This is a genomic window from Botrimarina hoheduenensis, from assembly GCF_007859815.1.
GTDB lineage: Bacteria > Planctomycetota > Planctomycetia > Pirellulales > Lacipirellulaceae > Botrimarina > Botrimarina hoheduenensis.
The window spans coordinates 427,474-441,245 of sequence record NZ_SJPH01000004.1 but is presented as its reverse complement, the minus strand read 5'-3'; the positions used below and the strand labels follow the sequence as shown (position 1 = coordinate 441,245).

The window sequence follows — 13,772 nt, the reverse complement described above, 5'->3', positions numbered from 1 at the left end:
GCCCGGTCCTTCCCGCGTAGCCAAAGGTTGCTGCCAGGTGTTTGGCCAGCACGAAGGCAAACGCGAGTCTTACCTATCCTCCCCTTTTCACTTTCTTTCTACAACAACCAGATGATCTTCGACCCGCTGTTCTTTTTGATGATCGCTCCGGCGCTGCTGCTAGGCTTTTGGGCTCAGTGGCGGGTCAAGAGCCAGTACGCCGCCGCTTCACGCGTGCCGGCGCAGCTCTCAGGTGCTGCCGCGGCACGTCATCTGCTGGATTCAGCCGGCTTGCAGAGCGTGGGGATCGAGCCGATCGCGGGCCAGCTAACGGACCACTACGACCCGCGCGACAAGGTGCTCCGCTTGAGTCAGGGGGTTTACGGAGCCCGGAACTTGGCGGCGGTCGGCATCGCCGCCCACGAGGCCGGTCACGCCCTGCAAGACGCCAAGCGCTACGCCCCGCTGGTGGTGCGTAATGCCGCGGTTCCGCTAGCAGGCTTCGGCAGCCAGGCGGGCACCTGGATGCTCTTCGGCGGGATCATTCTGACCGGCATGGGCAGCGTTCTGGGCAAGCCCCTCTTTCTGGCGGGCATCGTCGCGTTTGCCGCGGTGGTGTTTTTTCAGCTCGTGAATCTCCCTGTCGAGTTTGACGCCAGCAACCGTGCCAAGCGTCAGCTCGTCAGCTACGGCATCGTTTCCGAGGCCGACATGAGCTATGTGAACGGGGTGCTCAACGCCGCCGCCTGGACCTATGTGGCCGCCACCCTGCAAGCGGTGCTTACGCTGCTGTACTACGTGATGCGGTACGCCGGCAGCAGCAACAATCGGTGACCGACCCGCTGCCACACGAGTCGTGCTTCCGGGGCGAGCGGGGGGGAGGACTACCGGTCCGCAAGCGGCTTCCTCGGCTGGTCCTGTGGCGGTGGGGGAGATACGATCGGCAAGATAGGCCACGAAGAGCCGCCGATCCGCTAAGTAGCGCCCGTTGCAGGAGCTGGGGAATGTCCGAACCGACAAGCGCGTCTTTATTCCGTGCCACCACGTCTGCCAAGCCTTGGCTGGCAATTGCGGGAGCCGTGGCTCTCGGCGGCCTGTTGGTTGCCGGAGGGCTGGGTTATGCGGTCGGCCGTTCGGCGGGTTCGTCCGCTGGGACGCTCGACTGGTCGCTCTTGCCCGCCATCGAGGCCCACGCCAGCGCCAGCGTTGCACAAGAGAACTTCGTCCTCGCGACCGGCACGATCGACGAGGGGCTCGAAGCCGTTTTCTTCCTTGATTTTCTCACCGGCGACCTAAAAGGGGCCGTCATCAACGAACGCCAGGCCGGATTCAACGGCTTGTTCGAGTACAACGTAACGGGCGACTTTGGGGCCGCGGGCGTCAAGAACGCCAAGTACCTGATGGTGACCGGTGAAGCCCGCAACCTGCGGCAGGCGGGTGGGCGACTCGGCCACACGATTCTCTATATTGTCGAAGCCACTAGCGGCCAGATGGCGGCTTACGCCGTCCCCTGGAATCCGGCCCTGTACGCCGCGGGAAAGCCTCAGAAAGGCTCGTTCGTAAGGATCGGTGCCGGTCAGCTCCGCAGCCAGTTCGTCCGCGACCAGTGAGGCTCTCGCGAGCTGCGTCCCATCGTCCCCCGCTTCCTCCGCCCTATGACGCTGTTTGTAAACGGTGAGCAGCTCGAGGCCCCCGACGGTTTGACCGTTGCCGGGTTGCTTGAAATGCTCGAGGTACGCACGGTGGGTGTCGCGGTTGAACGCAACTTGACCGTTGTCCCGCGTGCCGAGCACGCCGCCACCGGGCTCGAGCCCGGTGATCGTATCGAAGTCGTGACGCTCGTCGGCGGCGGCTGAGTCTTCCCCTGGTCTATCGTGATGTCTGTCGCTACCGAATCTGCTACTGATACGCCGCTGGTAGTCGGCACGCACACGCTCGCCAGCCGATTGATTGTCGGCACGGGCAAGTACGCTAGTTATGCGCAAATGGGCGAGGCCCTCCGCCGCAGCGGTGCCGACTGTGTGACGGTCGCCGTGCGCCGCGATCGGCTAATCGATGCCCAGGGTGAGAACCTGCTCGATCACATCGATCCGCAGCGGTACACCATCCTGCCAAACACGGCCGGCTGCTTCAGCGCTGACGACGCGGTGCGGGTCGCCCGGCTGGGCCGCGAGATCCTTGCCGATCTCGGCAACGCCGGGGCCGATTGGGTCAAGCTGGAGTGTCTCGCGGATAAGCGGACCCTGTTGCCCGATCCGATCGAGACGGTCCGCGCGACCGAGCAGTTGGTTGCGGACGGGTTTCAGGTGCTGGTCTACACGAGCGATGATCCGGTGGTCGCCAAACGGCTCAAACTGGCGGGAGCGGTGAGCGTCATGCCCGCGGGCAGCCCGATTGGATCGGGGCAGGGGGTGCTCAACGCCAACAACCTGAAGATCTGCTTGGAGTATCTCAAGGAAGAAGACCCCACGTATCCGGTGATTGTCGACGCGGGCGTCGGAGCGGCGAGCGATGTCACCGCTGCGATGGAACTGGGCGTTGATGGCGTGCTGCTCAACACGGCAATCGCGCACGCTCGCGATCCGCTGCGGATGGCTGAGGCGATGCGCCGAGCGTGCCTAGCCGGCCGCGATAGCTACCTCGCCGGGCGAATCCCCAAGCGGCTCTACGCTACCGCCAGCAGCCCCGATGAAGGGGTCATCACCTGGCAGCCGGAGTGATCATGTTTCTGCTCCCTGCTAGCGATGAGGCACCACACCGCCGCCTCGCTTGGTTGGCAGAAAGATTAGACACCCTCCGCCGTGGTGATCCTCACGAAGACCCTCCGCGTCTTGCGAAAGAAGTCGATTTTGAAGTGCACGGCCAATTCCTCTTCGCACTCTTCGCGTTGCTTTGTTGCGTTATCACTGTCATCGCCACCTTTTGGGGATGAGATTCTCTGGTGAGCGACCGACCGCTGAACGTTGCTGACATCCTGGGTCCCGAGGGCGCGATCGCCCGCCGGCTCTCCCATTACGAGCAGCGCCCCGAGCAGCTGGCGATGGCCGAAGCCGTGGCGCGGGCGATCCGTGATCGCCGTCATTTGGTTGCCGAGGCGGGCACCGGTGTCGGCAAGAGTTTCGCGTATCTCGTGCCGGCGATTCTCGCCGCCACCGAACCCGAGGATGCTCCGCCCGCGACAACGCCTGACGGTGCGAAACGCCCCCGCCGCGTGGTGGTCAGCACCCACACGATCGCCCTCCAGGAGCAGCTCCTCGACAAAGACCTGCCGCTCTTGAACGCGGTCATCCCGCGGGACTTTTCGGCGGTGCTCGTGAAGGGGCGGCGCAACTATGTTTCGCTCCGCAGGCTCGAGGCCGCGATGGCGCGCGCCGGAACGCTATTCGACAAAGACGAGCAGGTTGCGCAGCTCCGCGAGCTTAAGAAGTGGTCTGCCGAGACAACCGACGGCTCGCTTACGGATCTCCCCTTCTCGCCCGATGGCATCGTGTGGGACGAAGTGGCCAGCGACTCGGGCAACTGCCTGGGCCGGCGGTGCCCCACACACGCTAAGTGCCATTACTACGCCGCGCGGCGGCGGATGCAGCACGCTCAGGTGCTGGTGGTGAATCACGCGCTGCTGTTCAGCGATATCGCGCTACGCCGCAGCGGGGTAAGCCTGCTGCCCGATTACGACGTGGTGGTGCTAGACGAGGCACACACCGTGGAAGCGGTCGCCGGCGACCACCTGGGATTGAGCGTCACGGCAAGCCAGGTCGAGTACGTGCTCAATCGGCTCTACAACGATCGCACTCAAAAGGGACTGCTGGTCGGCGCCAAGCTCACCGACGCCATGCGTCAGGTCGATCGTTGCCGCGTTGTTGCGGACGATTTTTTTGCGACGCTGTGGGAGTGGGGCGCTCAGCGCGGTCCGAAAAACGGCCGGGTCACACAGCCCGAGCTGGTTGACGCCGGTCTGTCGGCCGAGCTGCTGGCGCTCGCGACCAAAGTCAAGCGCGCCGGCGATGCCTTCAACAACGATGTCGAACGCCAAGACTACACCGCGGCTCACGCGCGGTTGCAGACCCTCGCCGGGGCGCTCGAGGTGTGGCGGACCCAGTCGGAGTCGGGCAGCGTCTACTGGATGGACGCCCGCGAGACACGCCGTGGCTTGCCGCGCGTTGCGCTTGGGGCCGCGCCGCTCGACATCGGTCCGGCGCTCCGCGAGCAACTCTTCGACACCGTGCCGTCGGTGATTCTTACCAGCGCCACGCTCGCCGTTGGTGGCGACGCCCGCGCGGGTTCTTCGTCAACGGGGACCTCCAGCTCGGGGCGAAAGCCGGTGGCGGCGCAGCGCGATGACCGGTTCGGTTTCTTCCAGGCGCGAATCGGACTGACCCACTGCGACGCGATCCAGCTGGGCAGCCCGTTCGACTATGCCCAACAAGCGCGGCTTGTAACGTATCCGGACATGCCCGACCCCACCGCCGATCGTGAGGCCTACGAGCGCGCGTGCATCGCACGGATTCAGCACCACGTTGCGGAGACCGACGGCCGGGCGTTCGTGCTGTTCACCAGCTACGACATGCTACGCCGTGTCGCGAGCGGGTTGACGCGTTGGTTGGCCAACTGGAACCTGCGGCTGCTTTCGCAAGCGGACGGCATGCCGCGTTCGCAGATGGTCGAGGAGTTCAAGCAGAACCCGCGCAGCGTGCTGCTGGGGACCGACAGCTTTTGGCAGGGGGTCGACGTGCCGGGCGACGCGCTGCAGCTTGTGATTATCGCCAAGCTGCCGTTCAGCGTGCCCGATCGGCCGCTGCTGGAGGCCCGCTTAGAAGCGATCCGCAGCGCAGGGGGCAACCCTTTTGCCGACTATCAGCTTCCTGAAGCGGTGCTGAAGTTCAAGCAAGGCTTTGGACGTTTGATCCGTACCAAACGTGACCGCGGGACGGTGGTGGTGCTTGACCCACGCATCGAAACGAAGGCGTACGGCCGGCTGTTCTTGGAAAGCTTGCCGGACTGTCGCCGCGAGACGGCCGCTGCGCGTTGAGGGCATTTCCTCCTAAGCTAAGCTAAGCCACGCCGCGCCCTGCCAAGTCATGCCACACCGCAGTGGGCTGGCTACGGGCGGATCGTTGCCCCTCTTGTCAGCAACGGGGGGCGGTTAAGTTAGAGGGCTCGCTAACGAGCTCGCCCTCATTCGCTCTAAGCAACCTTGCCCCTCCGATCGGGTGCCTCCGTACGGGCCCCTTCATAACCATGCTCGCCGCTCGCGTAATCCCGTGCCTTGATGTTGATCGTGGCCGGGTGGTGAAAGGGACCAACTTCGTCAACCTCGTTGATGCGGGCGACCCGGTCCAGGTCGCCAAGCGTTACGAGGCTGAGGGGGCCGACGAGCTGGTCTTTCTCGATATCAAGGCCAGCCACGAAAGCCGCGAGATCACAGCCGATATAGTCCGGCAGGTGGCCGAGCAGTGCTTCATGCCGTTCACCGTTGGGGGCGGTATCCGTACGCTGGAAGACGCGCGGCGACTCATCCAGGCAGGAGCTGAGAAGGTGAGCATCAATTCGGCGGCGGTCCGTACGCCCGCGCTGATCAAGGAGGTCTCACGGGCCTTCGGAGCGTGCGCGACGGTGGTCAATATCGACCCCAAGCGGGTCCGTCTGCCGGACGGGACCGAGAAGTGGGAAGTATTTATTTCCGGCGGACGCACGCCGACCGGCCTCGATGCCGTCTCTTGGGCTCAAGAGGTTGAAAGCCTGGGGGCGGGCGAGATCGTGCTGACCTGCATGGACGCCGACGGAACGAAAGACGGTTACGACCTCGAGATCACCCGGGCCGTGGCCGAAGCCGTGGGCATGCCGGTGGTGGCCAGCGGCGGTGCGGGGCATCCGCGGCATCTGGCCGATGCCATTCTCAAGGGCAAGGCTTCGGCGGCTTTGGCGGCCAGCATCTTCCACTTTGGCGAGTTCACGATCGCCCAGACCAAGCAGATCATGGCAGAGTGCGGCGTGCCGGTGAGGCTCTAACGCCGGCTATTCTGGTTGCGATGCCGCTCGGCAGGAGATTTCGTGCCTGTCGGGCCAGACCGTAAGGTCGCCTCCGGGGTGCGGGCAATCGGGGGCTCAGAACACGGCGAAGCAGGGGCGATTCGCACCCCGCTCGCTTAGGCCGCGGTTCGGTGTAAACTGGAAGCTTTGCCGCGACCGCCCCTCGGCGGTCGTGAGATTCTGAGCCCGTCCGCAGCCTTCCAGCCCTTCCTGTCCCGTCTATGGCAAGCACCGCCGATGCGATCAAGAGTGGCTTGATCCCGAATACCCAAGAGCTGGAGGTCAACAAGCTCTTCCGGGCGTGCGTGAAGCTCGAAGGGAGCGACCTGCACCTTAAGGTTGGCATTCCCCCGATGGTTCGCGTCGGCGGCACGCTGCGCCCGATGAATCGGGGTCCGATCGGCGACGAGGAGATGGTGGGTCTCTTGCTGCCGCTGATGAACGACCGTCAGCGGAAGATCTTTGATCGCGACGGCGGTGCCGACTTCGCGCACACCCTGCTCGTTGACGAAACCAACTGGCGTTTCCGCGTCAACCTGCTCCAGCAGCTCGGTCACATGGGTTTGGTTGCCCGGCGTGTGAACAGCTTCATCCCCGACTTTGAGGGGCTCAATCTGCCCCCCTCGGTCGAGACGCTCTGCAAGTACGACCAGGGGATGGTGCTCCTGGCCGGCGTGACCGGTTCGGGCAAGAGCACGACGATCGGTTCGATGCTCAACTGGATCAATCGCAACTATCGCAAGCACATCCTCACGCTCGAAGATCCGATCGAGTTCGTTTACACCCAGGACAAATGCCTCATCAACCAGCGTGAGGTGGGTTTGGACGTGATCGACTTTGAGGTCGGCATGAAACACGCCGTCCGCGAAGACCCCGATATCATCCTGGTCGGCGAGATGCGCGATCGCGAAACCTTTATGACCGCGATCCACGCCGCCGAGACCGGTCACCTTGTGTTCGGTACGATTCACGCGTCGAGCGCTGCCACGACGATCGGCCGCATCTTGGACCTCTTCCCGCAAGACATGCACCCCGCACTGCGCAGCGCGATCGCCTTCAACATGAAGGGCATCGTCGCGCAGAAGCTGCTCAAGAGCATCAAGCCGGGCGTCAGCCGGGTGCCGACGGTCGAGATCATGACCTTCTCACCGACGATCCGGAAACTGGTGCTCGAAGAGCGCGACGAGAAGCTGCCCGACGCGATCCGCATCGGTGCCGAAGACGGCATGCAGGACTTCACGCAAAGCCTCAAAGACCTGGTGGACAAAGAACTGATCGATCGCGCGACCGCGATGGAAGTCGCTCCCAACCAAGAAGCACTGAAGATGGCATTGAAGGGGATCAACGTTTCCCAGGGCGGTATCCTGTGATCGAGACTTTACGAAGCGCTACACCCCCCAGGTTCGGCCTTCGCGGGCTCGTCTTGCTCGCGACGATCGCTTGGATAGCGACGATCGGCACGCCAGCCAGTGCGCAACTAGCGGATGTGCTGGAAGCGAACAATATCCGTAACGAGGAGATCGAAGGCGGAGGACGCCGTGCCTCGGGGGGCGCGGCCGAACCCGCCGCCGATGCCGATCTGGCCGCCGCAGCTGAACCCACTGCAGACGCCGCCGCCGCTGAAGGAGACGCCGCACCGGCACCGGTAGTGGGCGTCGATAAGTGGAACGACGAGCACTCGATCCTCCGCAACAAGTCGCTCTCGATCGCCTGGCCGAAGCTGCTGCTGGTGGTGCTCGCGCTGCTGGCCTGGGCCCGCACGGGCGATTGGGTCAACCGCGACGCACAGTACTACGAATTGGGCTACGGATTGTGGAACCCGGTGGCGGCCTTCCCCTTTGCGATCGCGATGGGGCTGCTGCTGGTGATCCCCAGCTTCCTGGTGAGCTACCTGTTGCTGACGCTGGCGTGGCTGGTCCCGCTGTTTGTTTACGCGGCCAAGCACAACCGCTCGGTCGAGCCGCACGAGAAAGTCTTTACAAGCGACTGGTTCCGTTTCCAGGTCGCCGAGGCGGGCAAGAGTGTCGGCCTGAACCTGGGGGCCGAGAAACAAGCCGGCTATCTGAAGGGCCCGCCCGTCGAGATCCAAGCTCGTGGCGGTGAAGACCGCATCAACCAAGCCAACCTGCTCACCGCGCGACAGTCGCCCGGCTATGTGCTGGTCAAAGAGCTCGTCTCGGAGATGTCTGACGATCGGGCGATTCGTACGATGCTCGACTACGGGCAAGAGGCCGTCTCGATCCGGCGGCTGATTGACGGCGTCTGGCACAACAGCGAACCGCGCGACCGCGAGTCGGGCGACGTGCTGCTGGCCGTGATGAAGCAGCTTGCCAATCTCAGCACGAAAGAACGTCGCAAGAAGCAGGAAGGCGTCTTTGGAGCCAAATACAACGGCTACAAGTACGATTGCCGCGTGGTCAGCCAAGGTGTGAAGACCGGCGAACGCGTGGTCGTTTCGCTCCGCGGAGGGGCCACCAAAGACTTTTCCACTTTTGAACAGCTCGGCATGCGTGAGAAGCTCCGCGAGCAGATGCTCGAGGCCACGCTGTCCGATTCGGGCGTGATCGTCGTCTCGGCCATGCCCGAAGGAGGGCTGACCGCTCTGACGGACGTCACTCTGCTCGAGACCGATCGGCTGATGCGCGACTTCGTCGCGATCGAATCCACGGACGACCCGCAGCGCGAGATCGAGAACATCGAGCCGCACCAGTTCGATCCGGCCAAGGGAGAGAACCCCGCCAAGCTCATTCCCAGTCTGTCACGCAAGTACCCCAACGTTTACGTCGTGCGTGACGTGGTCGATGAGGAATCGGCCAAGCTGCTAATGAACGAGGTGGTCGAGCACAATCGACTGCTCATTACTACGGCCCACGCGAAGGAAGCGCCCGAGGCGTTGCTGCGGCTGCTGCAGAAGAAGTTGCCCCATCGCGAGCTGGCCCGCACGGCACTCGCCTCGCTCAACACACGGCTGATCCGCTTGCTGTGTGACGAGTGCAAGGTGGAGTTCGAGCCCTCGGCCGAGCTCCTTGCGAAGCTCAAGATCCCCAAGGCCAAAGTCGAGAAGCTCTACCGCGCGCCTAAAGCGGAAGAGATCGAAAAACCGTGCAAGACGTGCCAAGGGATCGGTTACGTTGGTCGGACCGGACTGTTCGAGCTGCTGATCGTGGACGATCAGGTGCGCCAGGTGTTGCTCAAGCAACCGAAGCTCGACCTGATGCGCAAGGCCGCACGGCTGGCCGGCATGCGGACCCTGAAGGAAGAGGGGGCGCTGCTGATCGCCCGCGGCAAGACCTCGGTCGAAGAATTGAGCCGCATCCTCACGACTTAAACGAGTTCTGACGTTCTGAGCGGGCATAACTCCCCGCTACTCATCACTGATTCCTCACGAGCGTTTGTTCGCAGCCCATGTATTACGCCATCTTTGGTATCGTGCTCTTCGCCACGTTGGCGATGATGGTGCGCGAGGGCCTGTGGGCCAACTTGATCGCCTTGTTCACGCTGCTCGTGGGGGGGCTTACCGCTTTCGGCATCTATCAACCGATCGTTGTGATGATCGACGAGGCGACCGAAGGCAGTTACACCTATCTGCTCGACTTCGTCGTGCTGTGGCTGGTCTTTGCGCTGGTCGTAGGCGTGCTGAAGGGGCTGGGGGGTGTCATGTCGCCGAGGCGGCTGCGGTTCAAAGAGCCGATCAATCCGATCGGCGGCCCGATCGTCGGGCTCGTGGCCGCGGTGCTTGTTGCCTGTTTCACCATGGCCACGTTCCATGCGGCACCCCTGGGGGCCACCGACTTCTTCCCCGAATTGCAACCGACCGGTACAACGGTTGATGCCGTCGCAACGGAACTCGATGGCCTTTCGGTCTTCTCACGTCCGGATGTTGCTTGGCTGAGGCTGGCCGAGACGGCGCTCTCTCCCGACCGACTCGGCGGCAGCGGCTTCTCGCCGGCGATCTATGTCTTCACCCTTGGGCAGCATCGCGATTCGTTCCAGAAAATGACCGACGTGCTGGTCGATCGCAAGTAAACGCCCGGCACATTCGATTTCGAATGAGCTGTTAGCCCCCCAAGTTGCCCCTTTCGATCGCATGATGGATTACGAGCCGATCGACCCCGACGACGAACTCGCTTATCGCTCGCTCAGTCCGCTTGCGGTAACGGGGCTGGTAATGGGCGTTCTGTCTTGCGCTGCGCTGGTTGAGCCGTGGCTGATCGCGCTGCCGGTGATCGCCGCGGCGATCTCGTTGGTGGCCGCCGCTTCGATCGCCCGATCGCCCGAAACGCTTACCGGACGCAATCTGGCGGTGACCGGGTTAGCACTGGCGGTGGCGGTGTTCATGGCGGTCCAGGTTAGCACGCGGGTCAGCCAGCATCTGCATCAATCCTCGGCCGAGTTGATCGCCGATCGGTTTGTCGAGGCGCTCGCCGCGGAAGATTTCGTGTCGGCTTATGAGCTCACGCTGGGGCTTCGCTACCGCCGGCCCAGCCACGATTTGGCGGAGCTCTATTACGAGTCCGATGAACAGGCCCGCGGACAGCTCGATAAGTTTCGTTCCGACCTGGCGATTCAAACGCTCGCAGGCGGAGAGGCTCAGTTCCTCGACGCCTCGTCGATCGGTGTTAAACCGGGAGGCCTGGAAACCATCACGCGCCGTTACGAGCTGCCCGCGGTCGAAGATGCTCCTTCGCAGCGGGTCTTGTTGGAGCTGACACGCAGCTCGCCCCGGCTGAGCGGGCCCCGTTCCTGGTGGGTCTCGAAGTACTCGATCGCCCCGATCTCTTACTAGCCCGTGCCGCGAGAGCGCGAACGCTTGTTGCGCATCTCGGGATTGCCTCGCGCCCGCTCGGGGCACACGATCGCTCGGCTCGGATCCGCCTCGTTAACGCTCCGACGCAGGCGGGCTGTTTCCTGCTCGATCAGCGCTTGAGGGAAGACGGTTTCAGAGCGATTGAACGCTCCGTCCCCGCTTCAATCGGGTTGCCGGTTAGGCAAAATGGGGAATTCTTGGCGTGCGGCTTTTCCCACCGCTTGCTAGCCCTCGGTCGGCACCGCCCGAACAGCCGTCATAGCTTCTCAATCGGGGCCTACGTGCGCTCGATTTTTGGTCTCACCGCTCCAAACGTCGTGGACAGCGGGGAAGAGGCCCGACGATATCACGATCGATCAGGCGTGAGATTTATCGCCGCGGCTTCATCGGAGACAGCGTGTCTCGGGTTCGTAGTTGCGGGCGTAATGGACGCGAGCTTTCCCCCAAGAAGGAGCTGAAGGTAATGAAGTTTCAATGGACTATGGGCGTTGCTCTGGTCGCTTTCGGTAGCGCTGTTGCGCACGCCGATACCGCGGTCCAGACGGCGTTCGACTACGAACTGACTTGTTGCGAGGCTCCGGCCTGCTGCGACGAACCGTCATGCGGTTGCGACGACGGTTGTGGTGACGACGCGTGCTGCGGCGACGCGTGCTGTGGATGTGGCGACACGTGCTGCTTGGGCTCGCTGTTGGGCCCCTGCTGCTTGGGCGACGCGTGGACGCTCAAGGGTGCGGTCGACCCGTGCAACTGCTACGGGATCGACTTCGGTGGTTGGACCCAAGTGGGCTACCACAACAACAACTACCGTCTCTCGCAGGCCACGAACGACAACCTGTCGTTCAACGACCGCCCCGACTCCCTGAACCTGCACCAGCAGTGGTTCTGGGCCGAGAAGGTCGCTGAAGCCCCCTGCTGCGGTTGGGACTGGGGTTTCCGTGCCGACGTCATGTACGGCATCGACGCCCAGAAGACCCAGGCCTTCGGCAACCCGCCCGGGTCGTGGGACTTCCAGAACGGCTGGGACAACGGCNACGGTGCCGCGGGCTTCAACTACGGCTGGGCCATGCCGCAGCTGTACGGTGAGATCGCCTTCGGTGACTGGAGCATCATCGCCGGCCACTTCTACACGCTGGTGGGCTACGAAGTCGTGACCGCTCCGGACAACTTCTTCTACAGCCACGCCCTCACGNTGTTCAACAGCGAGCCGTTCACCCACACCGGTGTGGTCGGTACGTACAGCGGCTTCGATAACCTCGAAGTGTACGCCGGCTGGACCGCGGGCTGGGACACCGGCTTCGATCAGTTCGACAACGGTAGCAACTTCCTCGGTGGTTTNAGCACCAACCTGACCGACGACATCGCCTTCACCTACATCACGACGATCGGCGACTTCGGTGCCCGTTCGCGTGGGTTCGTGCAGGGGGCACCGGACGGCGACACCGACTACAGCCACTCGCTGGTGTTCGACGTCACGCTGAGCGACAAGCTGAACTACGTGTTCCAGAGCGACCTGGTGGGTATCGATTCGCAGGGCGGCGCCGTCACGGCGAACGACCAGGTGGCGATCAACCAGTACCTGTTCTACACGCTCAACGACTGCCTGGCCGCCGGTATCCGTGCGGAGTGGTGGAAGTCGGACGGGTTCAGCTACGGTGAAGTGACCTACGGTCTGAACTACCGGCCGCACGCCAACCTGGTGATTCGTCCGGAAATTCGTCACGACTTCACCCCGTCCGATGCGGCGGCTGCCAACCTCGGCTTCGCCAACCAGGACGACTACGACCAGACCTCCTTCGGCATCGACGCGATCCTCACCTACTGAGCGATCGCCGAGAAGAAACCCGCCGCGAGGCTCACTCGGTTGAGCGATCGCGGGGGGGAAGCCGAGCCAATCCCGCCCCCACGGCGGCACCAGCTCGGCTAAGAAGGCCAACAGGAAAGCTCGCGACCCTTCGCCGCGGGCCCGCCAATCGGGCGGGCCCGCGGTTTTTTTATTGGCGGGTAGGCCCGATGCCCGGCAGAGGGGGCAGGGCTCGCGTTGTTCGCGAGGCGCGAGCGTCTTACGATAGGCACTCCGCCCCTTCTTGCCCCCGTCCGAGCCGTATGAACGACCCTGCCGAAGCACCCCGTGGACGCACCGCCACGCTGGACCTGTACGAGCGACGCCTTCTCGGCGTGCTGATCGAGAAAGCCAAAACCACTCCCGACGCCTATCCGCTGAGCGCGAACGCCCTGCGGACGGGATGCAATCAAAAGAGCAACCGCTCACCACAGCTCGATCTCGACGAGGACCGTGTCGAGACCGTGGCGGACGCGCTCCGCGAGAAGGGGGCGCTGACCTTGGTGCAGGGCGAGTCGCGGGTCGAACGCTATCGGCACCGCGCCTACGAGTGGTTTGGCGTTGATAAGGTCGAGCTGGCGGTCCTCGCCGAGTTGCTGCTCCGCGGTGCGCAAACGGTTGGGGAGCTTCGCGGCCGGGCCGCCCGTATGGAACCGATCAAGGGGCTCACCGAGCTGACTCCGGTGCTCGATACGCTCGTCGAAAAGGGATTGGTGGAGTACCTCTCACCCCCGGGCCGCGGCGCGATTGTTTCGCACCGCTACTACTCAAGCAGCGAGCTCGATCGGGTTCGCCGCGATCTTGGGCTGGGCACCCTCGCCGCAGGGGGGGCGTCTGCCGCGGTCGTTTCGACGGCCCCTGTCGAGGTAGCTCGTCCGGTCCCTGCGCCGGTGCAGCCCGCGGCGGCGACGGCGTCGGCACCGCAGCCTTCCGCTGCCCCAGCCACCGCTGCGGAACGGTCTAAGCCCGATTTTTCCGCCGAGCTGCTTGCCCTGCGGATCGAGTTGAGCGACGAGATCGCGGAGCTGCGCCAGGAGCTGGCGGATCTGAAGAATCAGCTTGGTGCTTAGCGAACCAAAGTAAGTTGCGCAACTCCCAAGGGAAATCGCTTTCGGC

The 13,772-nt window shown here is 63.6% G+C and carries 13 protein-coding genes; all 13 read left to right on the top strand.

Annotated features, from left to right (window positions below):
- The first annotated feature begins 111 nt into the window (after positions 1-111).
- The 13 genes from Pla111_RS11755 (at position 112) to Pla111_RS11695 (ending at position 13,726) form a co-directional block, all read left to right on the top strand.
- The gene (locus Pla111_RS11755; RefSeq protein WP_146574567.1) at positions 112-813 is read left to right on the top strand and encodes a zinc metallopeptidase; all 702 of its coding nucleotides are present in this window, start codon (positions 112-114) and stop codon (positions 811-813) included.
- 170 nt (positions 814-983) lie between these two features.
- Complete coding sequence (locus Pla111_RS11750) at positions 984-1,589, top strand: hypothetical protein (RefSeq protein ID WP_146574565.1); 606 nt, start codon at positions 984-986, stop codon at positions 1,587-1,589.
- Positions 1,590-1,634: 45 nt separating this feature from the next.
- Positions 1,635-1,835, top strand: a complete 201-nt coding sequence (thiS, locus tag Pla111_RS11745) for a sulfur carrier protein ThiS (protein ID WP_146574563.1) — start codon at positions 1,635-1,637, stop codon at positions 1,833-1,835.
- Positions 1,836-1,856: 21 nt separating this feature from the next.
- On the top strand, positions 1,857-2,699 hold the full coding sequence (locus tag Pla111_RS11740; RefSeq protein ID WP_146574561.1) for a thiazole synthase: 843 nt from the start codon (positions 1,857-1,859) through the stop codon (positions 2,697-2,699).
- Positions 2,700-2,701: 2 nt separating this feature from the next.
- The gene (locus Pla111_RS11735; protein ID WP_146574559.1) at positions 2,702-2,911 is read left to right on the top strand and encodes a hypothetical protein; all 210 of its coding nucleotides are present in this window, start codon (positions 2,702-2,704) and stop codon (positions 2,909-2,911) included.
- A gap of 9 nt (positions 2,912-2,920) precedes the next feature.
- Entirely contained in the window at positions 2,921-5,008 is a 2,088-nt protein-coding gene (locus Pla111_RS11730; protein ID WP_315851488.1) for an ATP-dependent DNA helicase, read from the top strand.
- Between the two features lie 209 nt (positions 5,009-5,217).
- Entirely contained in the window at positions 5,218-5,988 is a 771-nt protein-coding gene (gene hisF, locus Pla111_RS11725) for an imidazole glycerol phosphate synthase subunit HisF (RefSeq protein ID WP_146574557.1), read from the top strand.
- A gap of 242 nt (positions 5,989-6,230) precedes the next feature.
- Positions 6,231-7,379 carry a type IV pilus twitching motility protein PilT gene (locus Pla111_RS11720; RefSeq protein WP_146574555.1) on the top strand — a complete coding sequence of 383 codons (1,149 nt, stop codon included), beginning with the start codon at positions 6,231-6,233 and terminating at the stop codon, positions 7,377-7,379.
- Between the two features lie 53 nt (positions 7,380-7,432).
- Positions 7,433-9,337: an ATPase, T2SS/T4P/T4SS family gene (locus Pla111_RS11715; protein ID WP_146574553.1), complete on the top strand. Its 1,905-nt coding sequence runs from the start codon at positions 7,433-7,435 to the stop codon at positions 9,335-9,337.
- A 77-nt stretch (positions 9,338-9,414) separates the two neighbouring features.
- The gene (locus Pla111_RS11710) at positions 9,415-10,035 is read left to right on the top strand and encodes a CvpA family protein (protein ID WP_146574551.1); all 621 of its coding nucleotides are present in this window, start codon (positions 9,415-9,417) and stop codon (positions 10,033-10,035) included.
- Positions 10,036-10,096: 61 nt separating this feature from the next.
- Entirely contained in the window at positions 10,097-10,795 is a 699-nt protein-coding gene (locus Pla111_RS11705; protein ID WP_146574549.1) for a hypothetical protein, read from the top strand.
- A gap of 484 nt (positions 10,796-11,279) precedes the next feature.
- Positions 11,280-12,638, top strand: coding sequence for an outer membrane beta-barrel protein (locus Pla111_RS11700; RefSeq protein WP_231930972.1), 1,359 nt, complete (start codon positions 11,280-11,282; stop codon positions 12,636-12,638).
- Positions 12,639-12,919: 281 nt separating this feature from the next.
- Positions 12,920-13,726: a DUF480 domain-containing protein gene (locus Pla111_RS11695; RefSeq protein WP_197524977.1), complete on the top strand. Its 807-nt coding sequence runs from the start codon at positions 12,920-12,922 to the stop codon at positions 13,724-13,726.
- Positions 13,727-13,772 lie beyond the last annotated feature (46 nt).

Excerpts from the sequence above, each read along its gene's own strand:
- Pla111_RS11720 (WP_146574555.1), top strand. The coding sequence starts at position 6,231 with ATGGCAAGCACCGCCGATGCGATCAAGAGTGGCTTGATCCCGAATACC.
- thiS (WP_146574563.1), top strand. The coding sequence starts at position 1,635 with ATGACGCTGTTTGTAAACGGTGAGCAGCTCGAGGCCCCCGACGGTTTG.
- Pla111_RS11735 (WP_146574559.1), top strand. The coding sequence starts at position 2,702 with ATGTTTCTGCTCCCTGCTAGCGATGAGGCACCACACCGCCGCCTCGCT.
- Pla111_RS11705 (WP_146574549.1), top strand. The coding sequence starts at position 10,097 with ATGATGGATTACGAGCCGATCGACCCCGACGACGAACTCGCTTATCGC.
- Pla111_RS11740 (WP_146574561.1), top strand. The coding sequence starts at position 1,857 with ATGTCTGTCGCTACCGAATCTGCTACTGATACGCCGCTGGTAGTCGGC.
- hisF (WP_146574557.1), top strand. The coding sequence starts at position 5,218 with ATGCTCGCCGCTCGCGTAATCCCGTGCCTTGATGTTGATCGTGGCCGG.
- Pla111_RS11750 (WP_146574565.1), top strand. The coding sequence starts at position 984 with ATGTCCGAACCGACAAGCGCGTCTTTATTCCGTGCCACCACGTCTGCC.
- Pla111_RS11755 (WP_146574567.1), top strand. The coding sequence starts at position 112 with ATGATCTTCGACCCGCTGTTCTTTTTGATGATCGCTCCGGCGCTGCTG.
- Pla111_RS11695 (WP_197524977.1), top strand. The coding sequence starts at position 12,920 with ATGAACGACCCTGCCGAAGCACCCCGTGGACGCACCGCCACGCTGGAC.
- Pla111_RS11710 (WP_146574551.1), top strand. The coding sequence starts at position 9,415 with ATGTATTACGCCATCTTTGGTATCGTGCTCTTCGCCACGTTGGCGATG.